The organism is Bradyrhizobium sp. UFLA05-153 (genome assembly GCF_054185185.1).
In genome coordinates, this window is record NZ_JBBIAM010000094.1 from 1 (window position 1) to 18,391 (window position 18,391).

Sequence of the window (18,391 nt, forward strand, 5' to 3'; positions counted from 1 at the left end):
GCAAGCGATTTCAACTTAGATGACAAACTGCAGAATGTAATTCTAGCCGTGTTTCAATCCTTCGCGTTTTTACACAGCCAGGGTCATTCGCAACTGGTTCAGCCAGCAGCAAGTCCGGGTGTCGCCCGCTATGCCGCCCGAAGCGGAAGTTTGCGGCATTTTGTGTCAGCGCCGCCGCTTAGGCCACCCATCGGGACGGCAGACATTCGTTGCGAACGAGAAAACAAGTGTCAGTAACCTGTACGGGTACCAGGTCGGTTTCAATCCCGGCTAAGCGCCCCCGGGTCACCCACCCCCTTCAGCGACAGCTGTCCACCACCAGAGCCGTTCGGCGGATGTGCATGGCGGTCTTGCCATGCATCGATGCGCCTGCGGCTGACGTCACCCAGCGCGCCCATCCGGTCTTCGTCCGCTGTCGCATACCTGCGCAGGGAAGCGCGAGCGCCGGAGTTAGCTCAATCGGATGCTGCAGCAACATCGGACCGCCGGGCAACGAGATCACCGGACTCGTGAACGAGCATAGGTCTGCAAACTCAGCAGGCGCTCCGCATCATCAACGCGCTACTCAACTAAGAGCTCTGTAAAGAGCTTGCATGGTGGAAGCGGACGGTTAAGCGTGATCACGATCTTCTCGATCGTGTTCCAGTCCGGCCCCCTCTCTACTATCTCATCCAGGTCCTCCAGCTCCTCGAACGCTATCGTTTCTTGTTTGCCGTCCGAATAGCTGATCTCTGCCATCCAGCGGTCGGGCACTGAGGTCCCCATTATCGCTTTGGCCCTGTGGGACATTGCCGGGTCTCCGATTTCTTGTGTTGATCGTATCTACCCATGCACCACGGCGAGATCGCGGCTACAAGCGCAAGTCCGCCGCACGATCAACCTTTTTAAGCGCTCGTTTTTGGACGAGGCTCATCCGCATAAGCATGCTTTTTCCGCGAAGTTTTCCCTCCCCCTCCCCTCGGCCAAAAGAGCTTGGTCAGATCTTGCTGCTTGAAGGGCTTGACCACGCGCATCCGTTGGCCGCTGTCATGACTCATCGCCATGCTGAGGAATTGCGCTTTCCTTAAGAAAGCGGATTCCGAATTGCGTATCGATCCGGTAGAGTGAGCCATGTTTACGAATGGACGTGCAATCACTTGTAATTTTCGAGAGGATGAAAATTCTATGCGTCCCGCCGTTTCATACATCCGCGTTTCGAAACCCAAGCAAGGCCGCAGCGGTCTAGGCCTGGAAGCGCAGCAAGGTGCCATCAGGTCATTCTGCGCGCAGCACGGCTACAGCATTGAAGCCGAGTACCGTGAGGTCGAGACCGGCAAGGGCGCTGATGCGCTGGAGCGTAGACCCGAGCTCGCAGCAGCCATGAAATATGCTCGCAAGCTTGGCCGCGGTGGCAAGTCAGGCGCAGCCCCAATTGTCATTGCCAAGCTGGACCGGCTAAGCCGCGACGTTCACTTCATCAGTGGACTGATGGTGCAGCGGATCCCATTCATCGTCACTGAACTAGGTCCCGATGTGGATCCGTTCATGCTGCACATTCACGCGGCTGTTGCGGAGAAAGAGCGCGAACGCATTGCTCAACGCACCAAGGAAGCCCTCGCAGCCGCCAAGGCGCGTGGTCAGCAACTCGGGAATCCCAATATCGGCCAATTGCGGCAGGCAGAAGCGCTTATGCGCGCCATGAGGCTTCGGGCCATGATCGATCCGCTTCGCGGCCTGCCGGCTAACCGCATCTCAGCAATCTTGAACGAGCGAAAAGTCTCGGCGCCGCGCGGTGGCAAGTGGCAGGCCACGCAGGTAATCCGGCTGTTAGAGCGGCTTGACGCCGCTCCAGCATAATATCGCGAACTATTTCCTGCAAAAACCTGCGACCACGAGGGCATTGTCGCCAACCGCTCCGCCCATCGCAATCCGTAACAGTTCGCTATCGGTCAGCTGGGATATGCACTCGACCCGATCTACCCGTTCAGCAGCTTCGAACGCCTTTAGGTAGCCGTCGATCACCTTGGAGATTTCCGCCGCCTCTACGGGCGTGACGTGCCCGGCGGCAACGGCGGCAGTAACGGTGGCGAACAAGTTAACGGCGTCCCTGGCACTATTGATAGACGCCAACGGAAACGTCACCGGGCGGTCTTTGCGGGGTGGAAAGATGCGCTCAAGACATAGCCGGAGCGCAACCATGTCGCCAGCCAGAGCTTGATCGATCGCCTTCTGTGTTAATGCTTGCGCCTGGCCGTCAAGTAAAGTCTCGCAAGCGAGGGTGACAACGTTGCGCGAACCCCTTGGCCGTCCTACCGGGTTGCCAGAGCGACCTTTCGCGAACCGACCATCCTGTTTTCTTCCTGCAGGATCAGGACCCATTTGTGTAGCTTGCGGCATCACAGCCTCCACTGTTTATTTGTTACACGGGCAGCAAGGCCTCGCGTGGAGCGGATAAGAACGTCGGCGTTATCCGATAGCACAATTCAGGAGCTTAAGGCTTCCGCCTTCAACTCCAAAGCATCTGATCGACGGACTTAAGGTGACTGCCGCGCCGTGTATCTGTCCCGCCGTAACACCTCACCCTTCAAACAAACCCTCGTTTGGCGAACGCGCTTGAAATGTTCCAAGCGGATGTTGGTATTTTTGTTGGTATGGGACGTATCAACACCTTAGCCGTAGATTGAAATTAAAGGAAAAAAGTTGATTTATATGGTGGCTGCCGGGCCCAGCAATGAGATCAAACACTTGGCAGAACAGTCATTTTTGTAGCGGACCGCTTCGCGGACCGGTTGACCAATGCGCTCGTCAAGCAGCCTCGGCTATTGTTTGTCTCGCATTCTCAAGGACGGTGAGAGCCCCGTTTCGATAGGTACGGCGCGCAACCCGATCAGTCGGCGGCTGGAAGATTGTGCAAAGCCAAGCGCCGCGCCAATTCTGCTTGCGTGCTTACAAATACTTCCGGATCGAGGCCCACGCTAACCCCCAATTCTCGGCACTCATTGTAGATATTTTGAATGGCCTCGTGCGAGAGACGCCTGGTGCTGGTCTGGACAACGAGCGTTGTGAGAATCGGCAGATTGTTTGTGACGCAATAATGCACCACGCGCCCCAGGCTTGACGCTACGACTGCGAGCGTCTTGTGTCCCTCCCAGGGAGTATTCGGTCGAAACTCTGACCAGATTTGACCATAGGTGCACAATCCATCTTCGGATTGCTGTGCCAGTTCAATGATCTTTGCAGCAACTTGACGAGTGCCAAACACTGCTGGCTTCCGTCGTAGCTTCTCCAACAAAATTTCGCTGAGCGAATACTTTCCTCCCTCCGTTTTCTTCGCCTTGCGATAGTTCGACTCGAAGGCATCTAGCTGTTCGTCACTAAGTTGCTCTATCCCCATAGGTGCAATCCGAAATATGGTTGGATTGATGCAGCAGATTCTTTGGCACAATGACGATATCTGACTGCACGAAGAGGTCAATTAGACTCGGTCCTGTCGCCTCGGTTCTGTGTAAGCCAGATCACCACTTTATCCCACACGTCCCAATCCGGTGTCAGGCCGCGCCGCCTCACCAATATGAGTAACGCAGGACTACGGCAGCGAGCTATCATGAGCGCGGGGTTGGATCATGCGCTTTCGCCCTGAGCGACATGTTACCCCGCCAGAAACTCATTGAGTTGTTCGGCTGTCTTTTCCCGTCGCGCAGCGAGGAAGTCCTTGTATGCTGCGACTTCCAACAAGTTGGCCTCGGTTGGAATCGCCTGTGCATCGAAAAGCGCGGTGCCGTGTTGTTGGATCAGGGGAATGAGGTATTGCGTAGGTGGCTTGTCGCTAATAGCACGGTTGGTCTTGCCTCCGATAAAGGCAAGGTTTGCAATATCGTCGGCTTCACGTGCCTTTGAGCTGCTTTTTCGGGAAGATGTGATGGAACTGCAGTTGATGCTGCGCCCCAGAGTGGTCGAGCGAGATTGCAAGATTCGAACGCCAGTCCTTCGCGCCCTTTGAACGAAAAGCCAGAAACATCGTCTTGAATAGCGCGCTGCGCTGGTTGCGACCTTCGAGTTCTTGCGGAGCGACATCGAGACGGCCGACCTGTTGCTTGAGGCGGTCGATCAGTTCCGGCCCCTTGCCACCGTTGCGAATCGTCGCAAGGTCTTGATCGAGGATTGTTTCGCTCGACCCGCGAGAATAGCGGCCTTTCGCGTTAGCCAACAGAACCCAGCGGCGCAGTTCCTTTTCGTCGGCGCTGCCAATCTTGTAGTCTGACTTGAGTCCAAAATACGCAAGCGTGATGAGAATGAAGGGTGATGACAGCAACGCCGGGGAGTCGATTCCGGCATTGCTCTTGAGGAAATTGATGGCGAATTGCATCCCCTCGCGCGCTTCTTTCCATCCAGCCTGCAGCTTTTCAAGATCGAGCTTGCCCACGGTCAAGAAGCGTGATTGGCCGGTGGCGAAGGCCATTAGATTTTTGAGATGCAAACCAAGATCGACATCGAAACCGAGCTTGGCACACTGTTCTTGAAAATCGAGGAAGGTTTGCAGCGAGTGCCGCCACTTTGCAGTGATCTGCGCCAACGCCAGGTCGGAGCTGCGCAACTTAGCGCCGAGCGAGTTCACTCGCACGAATATCTCAGTCACTTCGTCGTAGGAGAGCGCGCGTTCCAGAACATCCATCCGGTACATATACTTGCGGATTCCGCGCAGCCGGACGAGCCGCTGGCTGTACTTCTCGTACCGGGGATCGTCGAAGCTCGTGACGCCTGCAGCCTTAAGAAATTGCGCGTCCGAATCCGCCTTGAACACGTCGGACACCTTAACCCATTGCGGGAGTTGAGCGAGTTTCTTTGTGCTGACAACGAATGTCATCTTATTGAACCGCTCTTGCAGTTCGTCTTCCGTGCTGTCGGTATCATCATCGGTGATCGGCGCGCTGTCATCGCTATCGTCGTCGTCACCGTTTTCTTCAACCTCAGTGACGAAGGCTAGTCCTTCCGGGTGTTCGAGGTTGAACAGCAGGTCTATGGGCTTCTTGCGTCCGCGGACGGTGACCGGCTGCCCTCGAATGACAGCAGAAAGCGAGGTCAGGCGCTGCTGGCCGTCAAGCAACAGCCGCACGCTCTGATAGGGATTGCCAACTTGCGACACCGCGAATTTGCGGAGCGGCACTTCCTCGTCCGTTTCCCATAGCAAGATTGCCCCGGATGGGTAGCCCCGGTACAGCGAGTCCATCAAATCGCGCACGCGAGGCGACCGCCAGACGTATTGGCGCTGCATTTCTGGCAAGCGAAGCTCGCCGCGCTCGATCATCCCCACCAGTTCTTCAACTGAGGCTTCTGCCTTAGCCATCCCCAGACCCCCGAGTCCCTGCGCAAAAGCCTCTTACCACATCAGCGGCGTGCGCCACCGCGCTGTAGAACGAGAAGAAAATATGCGGAGTGACCCAATCCCTTGCAAATCAACATACATGCCAACGGTGGATTCGGTGGCACTCTATTTGCCTCCGCCTTCACCCCAATGGAGGTCATGCCAGTAGCGACCGCTGAGCTTGGTGGCCGCTTCTTCGCTTACGGCCAAAGTCTGAGTTCGCTGTCCCGTCGCTAGGTCTACCGGCGCTCCTGCGCCGCCCATCCTTGTGCGCACCCAACCCGGATCGACGGCGTTACCGTCGGTTGGTATGGGGCGGGCGAATCTGCGGGCTTCCTCGGTGCCGTGATCGGCGCGGACTCAAGATCTGCGGCCAGCGTCGCGCCAGGGCGAAAGCCAGCGCGACGACGTGCAGCTTGCTTTCGGCGTAGGCCTTTGCCGAATCCCAGGTCCGCCTTTTCCAGTCAAGATCGCGCAGCGAACCTTCCCCGCCGCGGTGCAGGCCACTGCTGAGGTACACCAGTCGACGTGGACGCTGGATCAGAGCCGTCAGCTTGTATGGTGCAAGAGTGTTTACCGCGAGGGGCCGGCATGCCCTTCGGGTGTTGAGCTACGGCTCCGCTCCGAGTAGACGCCTGCGTTGTGGATGATCGCATCCATGCTTCCGATTCCGTTGACCTGATCTGCGATGTTTCTGGTCTGAGCGGCGCTGCGGAGATCACCGATGACGATTCCTGCGGCCCGCGACGCGAACTCGCTGATGGTCGCTGCGCGATCCGCCGATCGGGCATGCAGCACCACTTGATGACCGTCATTAAGAAGCGACTCCGCCGCCGCACGCCCGAGCCCCTCCGTGCTCCCGGTGACGAAGACAATCGCCACTCGCCCCTCCTCTGATGGTCTCGAAGATCGCCACTCTCCGGTCCGCCTCGCGCGGGTTCGTGCGCGGTCAGACCAGCACCCGGCTCCGACAATGGCGGTGTGCCTCAGCCCTTGTCGGCCACCCGGTTCAAGAGACTGGCGTTCCGGAAGACGCGTTCTGAAGACGATAGCGCAAACACACTGCTTCCATGACATTGCTGCTCTCGAGCGTCATTGCTGTGACGGGCGCGCTCTGACCGGCCGATGCAACCCTTTCACGCCATTCGCCGTTCCAACGCAGGTGCGAGGTTCCGCTCTCTCCGGCAAAAAAATGTAAGACGTGCCCACTTGAAACAAGCCTTACCATCCGTATACCATCCATATAGATGGTACAGGGATGGGAAAGCGATGACTAAGAACGTCCACGAAATCCGACCAAAACCCTCTGACAGCGAGAAAATTACGATCAATCTTGGTTTTGTCGATCTCGGTCAGGTCGACTTGATGGTGCAGGAAGGATTCTACTCGAACCGCACCGATTTCATCCGGACCGCAATCCGCAACCAGCTCGAACGTCATGCCGACGTGGTCAAGCAGTCCACGGCCCGAAAGAGCCTGGACCTCGGGTTGCGGAACTATAGCCGCGAGGATCTCGAGGCGGCGCGGCGGGCCGGCGAGATGGTGCACATCAGTGTTTTGGGCCTCGCCACCATCGCGCAAGACGTCACGCCCGAGCTCGCTCGCGCCACGATTGCGTCGATCTCCGTGCTGGGCGCCCTGCATGCCAGTCCGGCGGTCAAATCCGCTCTCGCTGACAGGACGAGGTAAAGCCATGCTGAAACTGGACATGGTTCGCGAAGCCACACGCCTCACGCGCTCGGGCCAGCTCGTTGAGGCCACCGCGCTGCTCCAATGCATGCTTCGGGGTGAGAACGCGCCGGACGTCACCGCCCCCAGCACACACCGCGTCGCCTCTACACAAGGAAAGCCGCCGACCATCGACGCCAAGGCTCATGCCGCAGAGGCGAGGAGTCCGCAACTGACGGCGGTGGATCTAGCCAAGAACCTCCCCGGGCTCGGACTGAGAGGGACGCTGAGGCGCGCCCCGCCGTCCATGGCAGACACGGTGCCAGAGGGCGCCAGGTTCGTCGAAGGCAGTTACGGCAACGCCGCGGGAAGCCGCGCCTACCGGCTCTTCATCCCCAGCGGCTATCATGGACAGGCCATTCCGCTGGTGATCATGCTCCACGGCTGCACGCAGTCGCCGGAGGATTTCGCCGCCGGCACCCGGATGAACTTCATCGCCGAAGAACAGACTTGCTTTGTGGCCTATCCCGCGCAGCGGGCCGAAGCGAACCAGGCGACATGCTGGAATTGGTTTCGCCCGGGTGACCAGCAACGCGGCGGAGGCGAGCCCTCGCTGATCGCGGGGATCACCCGCCAGATCATTGGTGACCTTTCCGTCGACCCAAATCGCGTCTACGTCGCCGGACTGTCGGCCGGGGCCGCGGCCGCAGCCATCATGGGATCGACGTACGGCGATCTGTACGCAGCGATCGGCATACATTCCGGACTAGCTTGCGGGGCCGCCACCGACCTTCCTTCCGCGCTGATCGCCATGACGCAAGGCGGCGGGTCCGCGGCAATGCCGGGCGACGGCCCGCCCATTCCAACGATCGTCTTCCACGGCGATCGCGACACCACAGTGCATTCGAAAAACGGGGGTCGCATTGTCCGGCAGTCAATCGGCGGGACGAGCACGACGGTGAAGGCGCATCGCGGGCGGGTACCGGGAGGGCATGCCTACACCCGTACGGTCCATACTGACCTCGGCGGCCGGGGAATCCTCGAGCACTGGGAAATCCACGGAGCCGGACACGCATGGTCGGGAGGTAGCCCCGCCGGCTCCTACACCGATCCGGACGGACCGGATGCGACGAGAGAAATGCTGCGTTTCTTCCTGGAGCATTCGCTCTCACAGAGGCGAAACTAGCAGACCGGAAAGTGATGGGCCGGCATCCATTGGCTCCTTTTGAGCCCGCCCGGGACGTCGGCCATCACTTTGCGCCTAGTCCATCGCTGCGTTGCCCCGCCCGCGCGATCTATCGACTCTCTTCCTCCTTCGCCAGAACCGCCTTTGCGCGTTGCTCACAACGGCCGCGCAGCTCCTCGAGTTCGTCGGCCGTAAGATGCTCAATTCCGACGAAGGAATTCTGGACCGAGCCGGTCCGGATAATCTCGTCCAGCTTCACCTGGATGGCTGCGCTATCCCGGTTCTGCGAGTTCTGGATCAGGAAGACCATCAGGAACGTCACGATGGTGGTCCCTGTGTTGATGACGAGCTGCCAGGTATCGGAAAATCGGAACAGAGGTCCTGTGACGGCCCAGACGACGATTACCGCGCAGGCTAATACAAACGGAAGCGCGGCCGGCCATCTGCGACGCCTCGCTTGCAATCAAGGCGAATAGTCGGCGTGGGCGCCGCGCGCTTTTCTGATGGCTCCGCTGCATGCAGTCCTCCTTTCGAGAGCGCCTCCGCCTTCTTCGGGGCCGCTTCCGGCTTCTTGCAGACGATCGGCATCTGCATTCGTCACTTACCGCCTTTCATGGCCCGGACTGCGCCGAGTCATCCAGCGCGTGCGGACCGGATATCTTCGCCGATCAGGTCTTAGGCTTCTGCTTCGCCGCCGCATCGCGAGCCAGCCGCTCCGCCTTCAACCGTTCCCGGTTTGAATGGAATGCCTGTTGGGCGCGCTCATACTCAGACACCGGCACCTTGGCGTCAGCATTTCTAAAGACCTTTTGAGCTTCCCGTTCAGCTGCTGTCGGCATCTTTCGCTCCGACATCCGATTGCTCATTGCTCCCTCCTCCGGGCACAAACGGTTTTTGCGTTATGCTACGCATCAGGGCCGCCAACCTAGTGGGTGTTTCCCCCGGTCGGGGGCAGGGAATCGACGCCGCGCGAAGCCGTTCGTTCCATGCCGTCCTGATGAGTCAGGATCAGGCTGACTTGCGGTGCGGCCTGGCCGCCGGCTTCTTCGCGGCGGTCTCCTTCGCCGGCGCTTTGCCGGCGATCGACATCAGCATCTCTTTCTGGCCGGCCGCGGCCTTACTCGCCTTCTTGGGAAGCTTCTTTGGAGCCTTGGCTTCACTGGAGGCGCCGCCGGCGCTGCGCCTGAGCGCCTCCATCAGGTCAACGACGTTGCCTGCGCGCGGCCGCTCCTTCGGCACGATCGGCTTGCCTGCGCGCTTCAGATTGATGAGCTCGATGAGCGCGGTCTCGTAGTGGTCCTCGAACTTCTCCGGTTCGAACTGGCCGGACTTCTGGTTCACGATGTGCTTGGCGAGATCCAGCATGTCCCTAGTGACCTTGACGTCCTGGATCTCGTCGAAATACTCCTGCTCGCCACGCACCTCGTAGGGATAGCGCAGCAGCGTGCCGACAAGGCCCTTGTCGAGCGGCTCGAGCGCAATGATGTGCTCGCGGTTGGTCAACACGACCCGTCCGATCGCAACCTTGTCCATCTCGCGGATGGTCTCGCGGATAACGGCGAAGGCGTCGTGCCCGACCTTGCCGTCGGGCCGCAGATAGTAGGGGCGGATCAGGTATCGCGGGTCGATATCAGACTTGTCGACGAACTCGTCGATCTCGATAGTCCGCGTGGATTCCAGCGAGATCTCCTCGAGCTCCTCCTTCGTCATTTCGATGAACTGATCCTTCTCAAGCTGATAGCCCTCCACGATGTCCTCATTGGACACTTCGTCACCGGTCTCCGCGTCGACCTTCAGGTATTTGATGCGGTGCCCTGTCTGTCGGTTGAGTTGGTTGAACGAGACCTTCTCGCTCTCGGAAGTCGCCGGATAGAGCGCGACCGGACAGGTGACCAGGGATAGACGCAAGAAGCCTTTCCAATTGGCTCGGGGGGCCATTACGCAGAACTCCGGGTTAGGGCGGCTAGGATTCAAGACGAACTGGAAGGCTTGGTTCCGACAATGGCCTATACGCTACGCCCGTATGGTTCGGGCCGCTCAGCACACGCCGGCTTTCACGGTAGAGGACCTTCCGGTCGGACGGGGTATCTGTCAAACCCTTCGCGCGGCTGCGCCTGCCCTCCGCGACCAGGCAAAGCCGCTCGAACCGCTTGAGCTCGTCGATGATGTGCTGATGCCGTCCCGGATCAGACTTCGGCGACGAAGCCCGCGTCAAGTAGCAACGGAGCTTCTGGACTACTCCGAGTGCGCGCCTCGCTTTGCTGCTCTTTGCGGTACGATGGACTTGCGCGCGGCGGTGAGCAAGGGACGGCTCTGGTGTATTCCAGCCTCGCGCCAGAGCCGTCCTCGTTTGCAGGATCGGATTGCCCCGGCTCGGCAAATGACCTCGGGAGTACCCATCGGGTGCGATGAAAGCGATGCAGTCCCCCGTGGTGAAACGATCCATCGTCGTCGGCGGCCACAAGACCAGTGTCAGCCTGGAAGAGGCATTCTGGACGGCCATGAAGGAGATAGCCTACCGGCGCAGCATGACGTTGTCGGATCTGGTTGGTGAGATCGACCGCAATCGCCAGCAAGGTAATCTATCCTCCGCGATACGCCTCTTCGTCCTCGACTACTTCAAGAACCGCGCCGCCGCCTATGAAATTGCGCACAAGGCTAGCGGTGCATTGTAGGGCTAGGCCGCGGTGGCAGTTGCCCTTGTCGTGGCATTCAGGGAACTATGATCCTCTCAACACACGCGATCGTCGGTGCCGCATTGGCGAGCTTGATACCGCATCATCCGGTAGCTGCCTTCGCGATCGGTGTGGCCAGTCATTTTGCGATCGATGCGATCCCGCATGTCGACTATCCACTTCACTCGATCAGGGACCGACGAAGCGCCAAATCGGCGCTGACCCTCTGCTGGCTGTTAGTCAAGGATCTCGGGTTGCTTACGTTAGATGCTGGCATCGGCCTGGGCGTCGTGCTCTGGCTTTACGGTGCCGGGCCGGCTGTGCTCGCAGGCGCATTGGGGGCAATGTTGCCGGACCCCATGCGAGCGGTGAGCAAGCTATATCCGAAGGAGCCGCTTCGATCATTGCAGCGGTTTCACGGTTGGATTCACACCAAGCGAAAGCTGAGCTGGCCACTTGGCATCGTTTCACAGCTCTGTGTTGTCTTGCTTTTTGTCGGACTAGCATCAGCGCTCGGCGGCGCGAACTAATCTTCGCTCCTTGAGGTTTGGGCGGATTGCGGTTGCGGTGGCCGATTCAGTTACTCACTGCTTATCCAAAGGCTGTGAACAGGGCTGGCGGCCCGGCACACGCCCCCGCCGAAGATGTGCCGAGCCTGCCAGTGCGCTGGTCGATCCGACCGGCTAGAACCAATCATGGCGGCAATGTGGCTGCCTCGCTAGGGCTTGGATGCAACACTGTCGACGGAAATAGAAACCCGCCGGCGTGAACCGGCGGGCCCCTTGCGTTACCGCCTCAGCCGGCGCTGTCACAAGCCTGTGGCATGAGCATTGCTATGTCAAAAGCAACTGGGATTTCAGAGCTCAGTTTGAGACAAGGCGCTGCCGGGGGGACTGGCATTTCGAGCCCGGCAGCGTCCTGTTTCGAGACTAACGGGACAGCCACGGGCGACGCGCCGTGTAGGACCTTTAAAGCGCCGCGCGCGTTGACGGAAGTTGAGATCGGCGCGACCGCAAACCCGGGAGTTTTCGGGTTATGAGCAATATCCCCCTGCTGGCATTCGGCGCGCTGCTCGTTCTCGGCGGAATCTTGTATATGGCGCGCACTGCTATTTGGTGGGGATCGCTCAGCCGCCCGCGTTCTTCCGTACCGGTTCCCGACACTCTCGAGCCCTCAAGGCGTGGCGTGCGATTCCTGGGGCTTGGCGCAAACTGGCCGGGTATTCTACTTATGGCAATCGGTGCAGTTCTGTTGTTGTCGGGTGCGAGTTTCTAACCTTCGGCGCGCTTATGCGCTGGGAGCGCGGGACCGAAATCCCGCGCCCATGTCGTTCACAGCCTCAGCCGGCGGGCGTGCGCTGCCAGCCGCTGGCGGTTTCGCCTTTGTCCATCGTCAGGAATTTACGCAGGTAAAATGCGCCCGGCCTGCACCCGTGACACATTATGACGAGTAAGAATGTGGGGGATGATTTGGCCCTGCACTTTACTCGCGTTGATACCTCACGGGACGAGCTCGAAATATGGATGGCGAGCAGCGGCGGATTTTCGTTCGTGATCAGCAATGAAAGCCGTACCGGTCCCGGGCTTCACGGACAGCCTGGGTTCATTGCCTCGTGGCGGCCCATCTACCTGAACAAGCCGGCAATCAAAATTGCTGGGTCTCCCTTCAAGACCTTCGCCGAAGCCGAGAATGCTTGCGAGGCTTTCCTGGTTCACCTGACGCGGTAACGAATGGACCTAACTGCGACCGAGCGCGATTTCCTGAGACGGCTCGCTTCCGAATCCTGGATCAGCCCGCCGCTCTTCGACCATGAACTCGTCGCCTGGCTAGTCGAGTTCGGGCTTGTCGAGGCTGACCCGCTTGATTCAGGTGAAGTTGAGTACCGTATCACTGCCGCCGGCCGCGCCGTCCAGTCCTGATCCTGCGCCCCTTGCGTCGATAACCGCGAGCACGACCTTTTCAGACACATCCGTCCGCCCCCTCAGGGGGCGCTTCGGCGCGTCGGCTACCTGTGAATAGGTGGGACAAGCGCGAAACGCGCGTCACTTGCTCGCGCTGCGTGCCATGATCGCGTCCGGCCGAATCAGCCTGATCGAGGCGTAGAGGGCCGTGGAGCGTCGAATGTCGACATCTGTCAGCAAACCCGCGCGGAGCAAGATCGTTCGTAACGAACGCCGCGGTCGTTCGCCCGCTAGCCGTCAGTTTGAGCGCGGCTGGCTCGAGCTGCACGAGGGCGGGACGATTGTCAGACTGAGCAACGCTGACGCGCACGGAATTGAAACGGCCCCAGCACAACCCTACATGCCGGGGCCTTTGGAGGTTGCTTGGCGTATTCGGGTAGACCAAGCCGACCGCAGCGTGTGTCCACTCCTGTTATATGCGCGAGGCGCGCGATTAAGGACTTAGACCTACGGTTGCAGCAGCGACAAGAGGCGATGCCGATCTTGCTGACGGCGGCGCTGGTTTTCACGCAACCCTTCCAGTTCGGCTTGCGCGCTGCTGGCGTCTTGTTTCTGCTGTTTCAAACTAATGACCAACGCCTCTTGTTCCGCGAGGCGCCGCTCACCCTCAACAGTGTCGCGCTCCAGCTGTCTCAGCTCATCCAGAAGTGCCTCGTTCAACATCACGAAACGCGCCGCCTCTCCGTCAAGCGACCTCAGCGAGAGGGATGCCGAGGCCGCCAACCTTGTAGGAAGGTTTTCTCTCGGCTTGGTTTCTATGGGGGCTTTCACCGAGAGCATGGAGATGACTAGCTCTGTCGAGAGTCGTTCCTCTGCCAGTCATTGAAAACGCCCAGCGGTTCAAGTTGCCCCCTCTTTTCGAATCCAACCGGTTGCGGGATCAGGCTCGCCTAGGAACGGAGGGTAGCGTCCGCCGTTGCTTCGGGCGAAGTGCGGCACAGTTTTGCTTTGAGACTGCTGAAGCTACGTCTGCCAAAACTTCGCTGTGCACAAGCTAAGAACAAAAGGGTAAAAACATGAGCGATAAGCTAGCGCCTCCACCGAGATTTATGGTGCGGCAGGCATCTCAGGGTTGGATGGTCTACGATCGACAACGTAAAGGCCCCGCATTGTTCGGAACTAATCGAATTCTGGCTGTCAATTTGACGAAAAACCAAGCCGAGAGCGTCCAGCGGTCGCTAGCTGCGGACCTGGGTCGAACCGATCGCCTCTTCGTAAGTCGTTAGCGCGATGCGTGCCCACTCCAGTTTGTAGACCCCTTTAATACGTCGCCAAAGCTCCCCGGGGTGCTAGCCAACACCTTTTGGGCCTTCCATTTTGCCGCTGCGTCGTTGGCGCATTCAAACTCCACCGCACTGACTAAGTCGCCGCGTTCATCCAGAATGTGGAGACGGTAACGGGGACATTGCCGCATCCGTGTTAGGCCCGACATCTCGCTATTCCCCCCGCTAAGCGAGGCGCGCAAGCCCCATGCACTCCAATCGGGACATCCGCACTGAAGGAAGCCCGTCATTGGCGACGGGCTTTACCTAAAATCATCGTCGACTTCCAGAACGAGCGATTGATCTCAGTTCATGCGGACAATCCGAGGGTTTGGAACGCCACATCGCAAAGCCTGTTGTCTTTTCAGAAATGTCCGTTTTGGTCGCCCCCCTTTTTCTTGGAGCGTCAGATGAGCAAACGCAAATTGGCAACAGCGTCAAAGCGCGTCCGCAATCCCAAAAAGGCCGCGCGAGCCCAACGGAACAAGCAGGCCATTGTTAGAAGCCCGAAAGACGATTTTCTGCGCTCTGTTGCGGCAGTCTCGATTGAACCAGCTCCTAAGCTACATGACGATCCAAAAGACGATGCTTCCCTCATTGAGACCCGGGTGGACGCGTTACCAGGTGACCTCAGTCAGAGGATGAGGGATAGCGATCCAGCGAAAGGGTTCGCTTTAGCGACGGCAAACATGCAGGCTTATCAAGCGAAGCTTCTTGAGATCGCCCAGGCCACCGGGCAATTTGCTTTTGAATTCTGCCTGAGGCTTACGGCAATCAGGTCGCCAACTGATTTTTTCGCCGTCATTATGGAATTTACAAGCAGGCGGATTGAGATGTTCGGGCAGCATGCGAAAGAAATGGCTGCATATCCGTCCTGGCGCATCGATGCGTCTCGGAAGCTCGCGGTTCAGCCTGGACGATGAAGCAATGCCGCTCACTGCGCAAACGGATGGACGCAACGCTGACTACGGTTTGCTTGCTTCGGCTGGGCGAGTGCGGGCTCACGCGGAGTGGCGGATCAACGTTTGCTATTGGCTCAGGCTGTGTGCAGCCGAGAACGGCTATCACGCGTTTTAGATTATAGGCGCGCAGACGTAAAGGAGTCCGCACTGGAGCAAGTTCCAGCCGCGAAACCGATCCCGGGGCTCTCGACCGGCCAGTCCACGAAAGAGTTGTCACACAGCCTAGGCTCAAAGCTGAACAGCACTCAAAGCATTGTCATGTCCGCTCTCGGCGCCAAACCGGGCCGCGCCTGCCTCGGCTGCCGCTTCTAACCCTGAAGCGAGTTCACGTCAGAAGTAGCCCGACAGTCGATCGTCTCAACGAATCTACGGATGTCGAAGGAAAAGCGCGCAGCTCGGCACCACTGACTATGCCGAGCAACGGGAAAAGATCGATCAACAGATCAAGCAGATCGATACCGCATTGGATTTTCTTGACAAGCCGGCACCAGCCGGAAAGTAAAGGCCCGCCGCCGTCAACGGCGGGCCTGTCGCTCATCGCTCAACCCGTCGGCGATGCGTCCACAACCTACGCCGGTTGCGCTTTACAAGCGCCGAGAGCCAAAAGCTCGTTGAACAAGTCCAAACGCACTTCGACCAATGTCGATGGTTACGTGTCCGTCACCACTTCTGACGGTCGTACCAGTCATTCACTTCCTTCTGCGCCTGATCCTTTGCGTAGCCGTACCGCTGCTGCAATCGGCCTTCGAGTTGATCCTGTTTGCCGTTGATCACATCAATATCGTCGTCGGTAAGCTTGCCCCACTGCTCCTTCACCTTACCCTTCATCTGCTTCCAGCTACCTTCGACGCGGTTCCAGTCCATCACGATCCTCCTTGAGCGAGTGAGATCGACCAACGGAGGGACCGATCCTTCGTTCCGAGCCCGCAAGCGTCACTAGGACGCGGGCGGGCGCAGTGTTCAAAAGTGGACCAAGTCGCCCGGATGCGCTGTCTTCAAATGCATCCGATCACAAGCAAGGGCGGTTTTGGCGGCCTGTTAGCTGTCTACTTCGGTCTCCAGCGGAACGCAGTTGATAATCGCCCGTTGCCTCAAGGCAAGCGGGAAGCTGCCGCATGTAAGAAATGCGACCAGTTCAATGAGCGGATCGCACATTACCGTCAAATCACACGGAACGTAAGCGACGATCCCGTGCGTGAAGGAATCGAGGGTCTCATCCAGACCACAGAAGCCGAGAAGCGAGAGCTTCATCCCGATCGCGGTGGAGGTTAGCAGGCGCTAAAGAAAATCCGATCTCACTCCGAAAGCCATGTCGTCCAGCTGGACGACGGCTCGGTGTGGCAGGTATTCCCCGGCGATCTCAATAAGACGCTGGCTTGGAAGCCTGAGACCGATCTGCATCTCGAAAGGACCATTGGCGAGATTGGCACTCACGTCCTCGTCAGCGCGACCGATCAGAGCCGGGTGCGTGTCATTCCGACCGGGAGGAGCTGGCTGGTTGAAGAGATAAGAGATATTCTTCAGGAGGTAGAGAGGAAGGAACGTTTGTAGCCGTTCGGGAGTAGACTGTGGGCTTCCCTTTGAGCATTGAGGATCGGCCTCGATGCGTGAATGTCTGGCGCTCACGGCCATGTCCAGCAAAACTGACCACGAACGTCTGTATTGCCCAGATGCCAGTCCCGCGGCAGCGTACAGAGCTCGGTCAAGCTTCGCCCCGGCACTAGCTACCTCACAATGCGATGTGGGAGCTGTGGGCTCGTATACGGCGCACAGGTAACTCAGCCAACTAACCCGGAGGCTTCGGGACAAACGGCACGGCCCGTTTGCGAAGGGCAGCCGATTGGCTTACGGCGAGGACTTGATTTCACGCTGACAGCGAGGACTTGATTTCACGCTGACAGTCAGACCGATGCTTCGCTTCAACAGCCTACCCCGCACGTGACCATCGTCTGATTATGTAGCGCCTTGCACAAAAGGCGGGGTACCTCCTTGGCGTTATCGAATTGATGAGGGTAAGATTTCTGTCCGTCGTGACTAAGTCAGGCAGCGTTGTGAGACATCGACCAAACCTTGCTCGCGATTACGGTCTGCTTATCCTAAACGTGATGCACCGGCCCCGCCGCCGCAAATTCTCCGTGTGATGCTAGCGCTAGAAGGCAATCGCGTGATCGCCTTGCGGATCGCGAAGTTGATGCGCGGCGGCAAAGCAGCCAAACGTGAAGCCCAGCTCATGGTGAGTGAAAAAGTGTTTGCCGCGGTAAAGGCCGGTACAAGCCTGATGGCTGGGGCCTCCGGAGATAAGATTGTCGAGTAATATCGAAGAAAGGTGGCGGCAAACGCCAAAAGGCACAGCCGATACGACCTCGGCGCAAACGAAAATCACGCTAATCCTTCGGCTACACCGCTTACAGAGCTCGAAGCGCCGACGGCCACAATGCCGCACAACTCGGCAACGTCGGCCACGACATTCTCAGCTCATAGGTTCTCTCGTCGTCGGGCATGCCGAAACTATCGGGAATGGCGCCGACACCATAGGTCGTCGTGAGGACAAAGGGTTTCCCGACGCGCATGAGTTCGTCCACGATTGGACAGGCAGAGTGTCCGCGTAGGTTAAGGCCGATCACGGCGACATCAAAAGTATCGTGCTGGATGGACGTCGCATCGGAGAGTGTGGCGACTAGACCGATCACATGGGCACCGTGCGCCTCCGCCAAATCAACTCCGAAAATAATCATCTTGAGCAATTAGAAAATGGCAGGCGACAACCGTTACGGGAGCATCATCCTCCGGCCGATGGCCCTTCGTTAAAGCTCGCCTCATTGCCGATCCAGCCGAGAACAGCGGAAGGCTATGCTTTTGTGGAACAAACAGGCTCTACCCCGCTTAATCAAATCAGGAGACCGGCTATGCTGCGATTGAGATCACCACGCCCTATACGCACGACGCTCAACCTTGCGGACGCGAAGCAGGTGAAATCTATCCGAAGGAGACTCAGCATCTCCGATACTGACCTGGCCAGGATCGTCGATAAGATCGGTAACTCGTTAGCGGCCATACAGAAGGAGGTTGAGCTCGAAAGGGCTGCGGCCCTTGAGCACTCCAGCTCTAAGAAAGAATCCGCGACCCTAGCGTAGGCGTGGGGTTTGCAACCAGGGAGAAGCGCCATGAACGGTCTGATTTATCTGATAGGGTTGATAGTCGTGATCGCGGCTATTCTTTCATTTTTTGGCTTAAGATAGTGGCCCCCGAAGCTCAAAGTGTTCGAGCAGCGCGGCTGGCTGGAGATGCAAGAGAGGGGGACCTATGTGCATCTCTTGAAGACCAGAGACCGCCAAC

22 protein-coding genes and 2 pseudogenes are annotated in these 18,391 nt (G+C 58.5%); 10 read left to right on the forward strand and 14 right to left on the reverse strand.

The features are described from left to right. Positions 1-237 (forward strand): hypothetical protein (locus Q2941_RS37070; protein WP_458195578.1); only part of this gene is annotated, 237 nt, incomplete at its 5' end. A gap of 324 nt (positions 238-561) precedes the next feature. On the opposite strand, the gene Q2941_RS37075 is transcribed toward Q2941_RS37070, so the two are convergent. Further along, positions 562-789 carry a hypothetical protein gene (locus tag Q2941_RS37075; protein WP_458195579.1) on the reverse strand — a complete coding sequence of 76 codons (228 nt, stop codon included), beginning with the start codon at positions 787-789 and terminating at the stop codon, positions 562-564. 375 nt (positions 790-1,164) lie between these two features. On the opposite strand from Q2941_RS37075, the gene Q2941_RS37080 reads away from it, so the two are divergent. Next, entirely contained in the window at positions 1,165-1,836 is a 672-nt protein-coding gene (locus Q2941_RS37080) for a recombinase family protein (protein ID WP_458195580.1), read from the forward strand. 9 nt (positions 1,837-1,845) lie between these two features. Here the strand turns inward: Q2941_RS37080 and Q2941_RS37085 are convergent, their stop codons facing one another. The 4 genes and pseudogenes from Q2941_RS37085 to Q2941_RS37100 all read right to left on the reverse strand — a co-directional run. Beyond that, a complete protein-coding gene (locus Q2941_RS37085; protein ID WP_458195581.1) occupies positions 1,846-2,376 on the reverse strand; it encodes a DUF5681 domain-containing protein in 531 nt (176 codons plus the stop codon). A 490-nt stretch (positions 2,377-2,866) separates the two neighbouring features. Beyond that, entirely contained in the window at positions 2,867-3,373 is a 507-nt protein-coding gene (locus tag Q2941_RS37090; RefSeq protein WP_458195582.1) for a hypothetical protein, read from the reverse strand. Positions 3,374-3,862: 489 nt separating this feature from the next. Beyond that, entirely contained in the window at positions 3,863-5,323 is a 1,461-nt protein-coding gene (locus Q2941_RS37095; RefSeq protein WP_458195583.1) for a GmrSD restriction endonuclease domain-containing protein, read from the reverse strand. Between the two features lie 159 nt (positions 5,324-5,482). Continuing rightward, positions 5,483-6,223 (reverse strand): annotated as a pseudogene (locus tag Q2941_RS37100) (SDR family NAD(P)-dependent oxidoreductase); the annotation flags it as partial. A 387-nt stretch (positions 6,224-6,610) separates the two neighbouring features. Here Q2941_RS37100 and Q2941_RS37105 point away from each other — a divergent pair. Both Q2941_RS37105 and Q2941_RS37110 read left to right on the forward strand, forming a co-directional pair. Further along, the gene (locus tag Q2941_RS37105) at positions 6,611-7,030 is read left to right on the forward strand and encodes a CopG family transcriptional regulator (protein ID WP_458195584.1); all 420 of its coding nucleotides are present in this window, start codon (positions 6,611-6,613) and stop codon (positions 7,028-7,030) included. A gap of 4 nt (positions 7,031-7,034) precedes the next feature. Beyond that, entirely contained in the window at positions 7,035-8,195 is a 1,161-nt protein-coding gene (locus tag Q2941_RS37110) for an extracellular catalytic domain type 1 short-chain-length polyhydroxyalkanoate depolymerase (RefSeq protein WP_458195585.1), read from the forward strand. A 109-nt stretch (positions 8,196-8,304) separates the two neighbouring features. Here Q2941_RS37110 and Q2941_RS37115 read toward each other — a convergent pair. From Q2941_RS37115 to ku, 3 genes and pseudogenes are all read right to left on the reverse strand, one after another. Then, positions 8,305-8,713 (reverse strand): annotated as a pseudogene (locus Q2941_RS37115) (low affinity iron permease family protein). 150 nt (positions 8,714-8,863) lie between these two features. Next, on the reverse strand, positions 8,864-9,061 hold the full coding sequence (locus Q2941_RS37120) for a hypothetical protein (RefSeq protein ID WP_458195586.1): 198 nt from the start codon (positions 9,059-9,061) through the stop codon (positions 8,864-8,866). A 142-nt stretch (positions 9,062-9,203) separates the two neighbouring features. Next, the gene (ku, locus tag Q2941_RS37125) at positions 9,204-10,133 is read right to left on the reverse strand and encodes a non-homologous end joining protein Ku (protein ID WP_458195587.1); all 930 of its coding nucleotides are present in this window, start codon (positions 10,131-10,133) and stop codon (positions 9,204-9,206) included. 479 nt (positions 10,134-10,612) lie between these two features. On the opposite strand from ku, the gene Q2941_RS37130 reads away from it, so the two are divergent. The 4 genes from Q2941_RS37130 to Q2941_RS37145 all read left to right on the forward strand — a co-directional run bounded on the left by Q2941_RS37130 (position 10,613) and on the right by Q2941_RS37145 (position 12,789). Continuing rightward, positions 10,613-10,870: a ribbon-helix-helix domain-containing protein gene (locus Q2941_RS37130; RefSeq protein WP_458195625.1), complete on the forward strand. Its 258-nt coding sequence runs from the start codon at positions 10,613-10,615 to the stop codon at positions 10,868-10,870. 47 nt (positions 10,871-10,917) lie between these two features. Next, positions 10,918-11,400 (forward strand): hypothetical protein, encoded by a 483-nt coding sequence (locus Q2941_RS37135; protein WP_458195588.1) that lies wholly within the window; start codon positions 10,918-10,920, stop codon positions 11,398-11,400. 993 nt (positions 11,401-12,393) lie between these two features. Next, positions 12,394-12,597, forward strand: coding sequence for a hypothetical protein (locus Q2941_RS37140; RefSeq protein ID WP_458195589.1), 204 nt, complete (start codon positions 12,394-12,396; stop codon positions 12,595-12,597). A 3-nt stretch (positions 12,598-12,600) separates the two neighbouring features. Next, a complete protein-coding gene (locus Q2941_RS37145) occupies positions 12,601-12,789 on the forward strand; it encodes a hypothetical protein (RefSeq protein WP_458195590.1) in 189 nt (62 codons plus the stop codon). A 489-nt stretch (positions 12,790-13,278) separates the two neighbouring features. On the opposite strand, the gene Q2941_RS37150 is transcribed toward Q2941_RS37145, so the two are convergent. Then, on the reverse strand, positions 13,279-13,611 hold the full coding sequence (locus Q2941_RS37150; protein WP_458195591.1) for a hypothetical protein: 333 nt from the start codon (positions 13,609-13,611) through the stop codon (positions 13,279-13,281). An 892-nt stretch (positions 13,612-14,503) separates the two neighbouring features. Between Q2941_RS37150 and Q2941_RS37155 the strand changes: the two genes are divergently transcribed. Then, entirely contained in the window at positions 14,504-15,016 is a 513-nt protein-coding gene (locus Q2941_RS37155) for a phasin family protein (RefSeq protein WP_458195592.1), read from the forward strand. Positions 15,017-15,380: 364 nt separating this feature from the next. Here the strand turns inward: Q2941_RS37155 and Q2941_RS37160 are convergent, their stop codons facing one another. From Q2941_RS37160 to Q2941_RS37175, 4 genes are all read right to left on the reverse strand, one after another. Next, the gene (locus Q2941_RS37160; protein WP_458195593.1) at positions 15,381-15,593 is read right to left on the reverse strand and encodes a hypothetical protein; all 213 of its coding nucleotides are present in this window, start codon (positions 15,591-15,593) and stop codon (positions 15,381-15,383) included. Positions 15,594-15,715: 122 nt separating this feature from the next. After that, the gene (locus tag Q2941_RS37165) at positions 15,716-15,919 is read right to left on the reverse strand and encodes a CsbD family protein (protein WP_458195594.1); all 204 of its coding nucleotides are present in this window, start codon (positions 15,917-15,919) and stop codon (positions 15,716-15,718) included. 174 nt (positions 15,920-16,093) lie between these two features. Then, on the reverse strand, positions 16,094-16,306 hold the full coding sequence (locus Q2941_RS37170; RefSeq protein ID WP_458195595.1) for a hypothetical protein: 213 nt from the start codon (positions 16,304-16,306) through the stop codon (positions 16,094-16,096). Positions 16,307-16,333: 27 nt separating this feature from the next. Beyond that, positions 16,334-16,681, reverse strand: coding sequence for a hypothetical protein (locus Q2941_RS37175; RefSeq protein ID WP_458195596.1), 348 nt, complete (start codon positions 16,679-16,681; stop codon positions 16,334-16,336). A 538-nt stretch (positions 16,682-17,219) separates the two neighbouring features. Here Q2941_RS37175 and Q2941_RS37180 point away from each other — a divergent pair. Continuing rightward, on the forward strand, positions 17,220-17,369 hold the full coding sequence (locus tag Q2941_RS37180; protein ID WP_458195597.1) for a hypothetical protein: 150 nt from the start codon (positions 17,220-17,222) through the stop codon (positions 17,367-17,369). Positions 17,370-17,460: 91 nt separating this feature from the next. Here Q2941_RS37180 and Q2941_RS37185 read toward each other — a convergent pair whose 3' ends face one another. Then, positions 17,461-17,799, reverse strand: a complete 339-nt coding sequence (locus tag Q2941_RS37185; protein ID WP_458195598.1) for a response regulator — start codon at positions 17,797-17,799, stop codon at positions 17,461-17,463. Between the last annotated feature and the right edge of the window lie 592 nt (positions 17,800-18,391).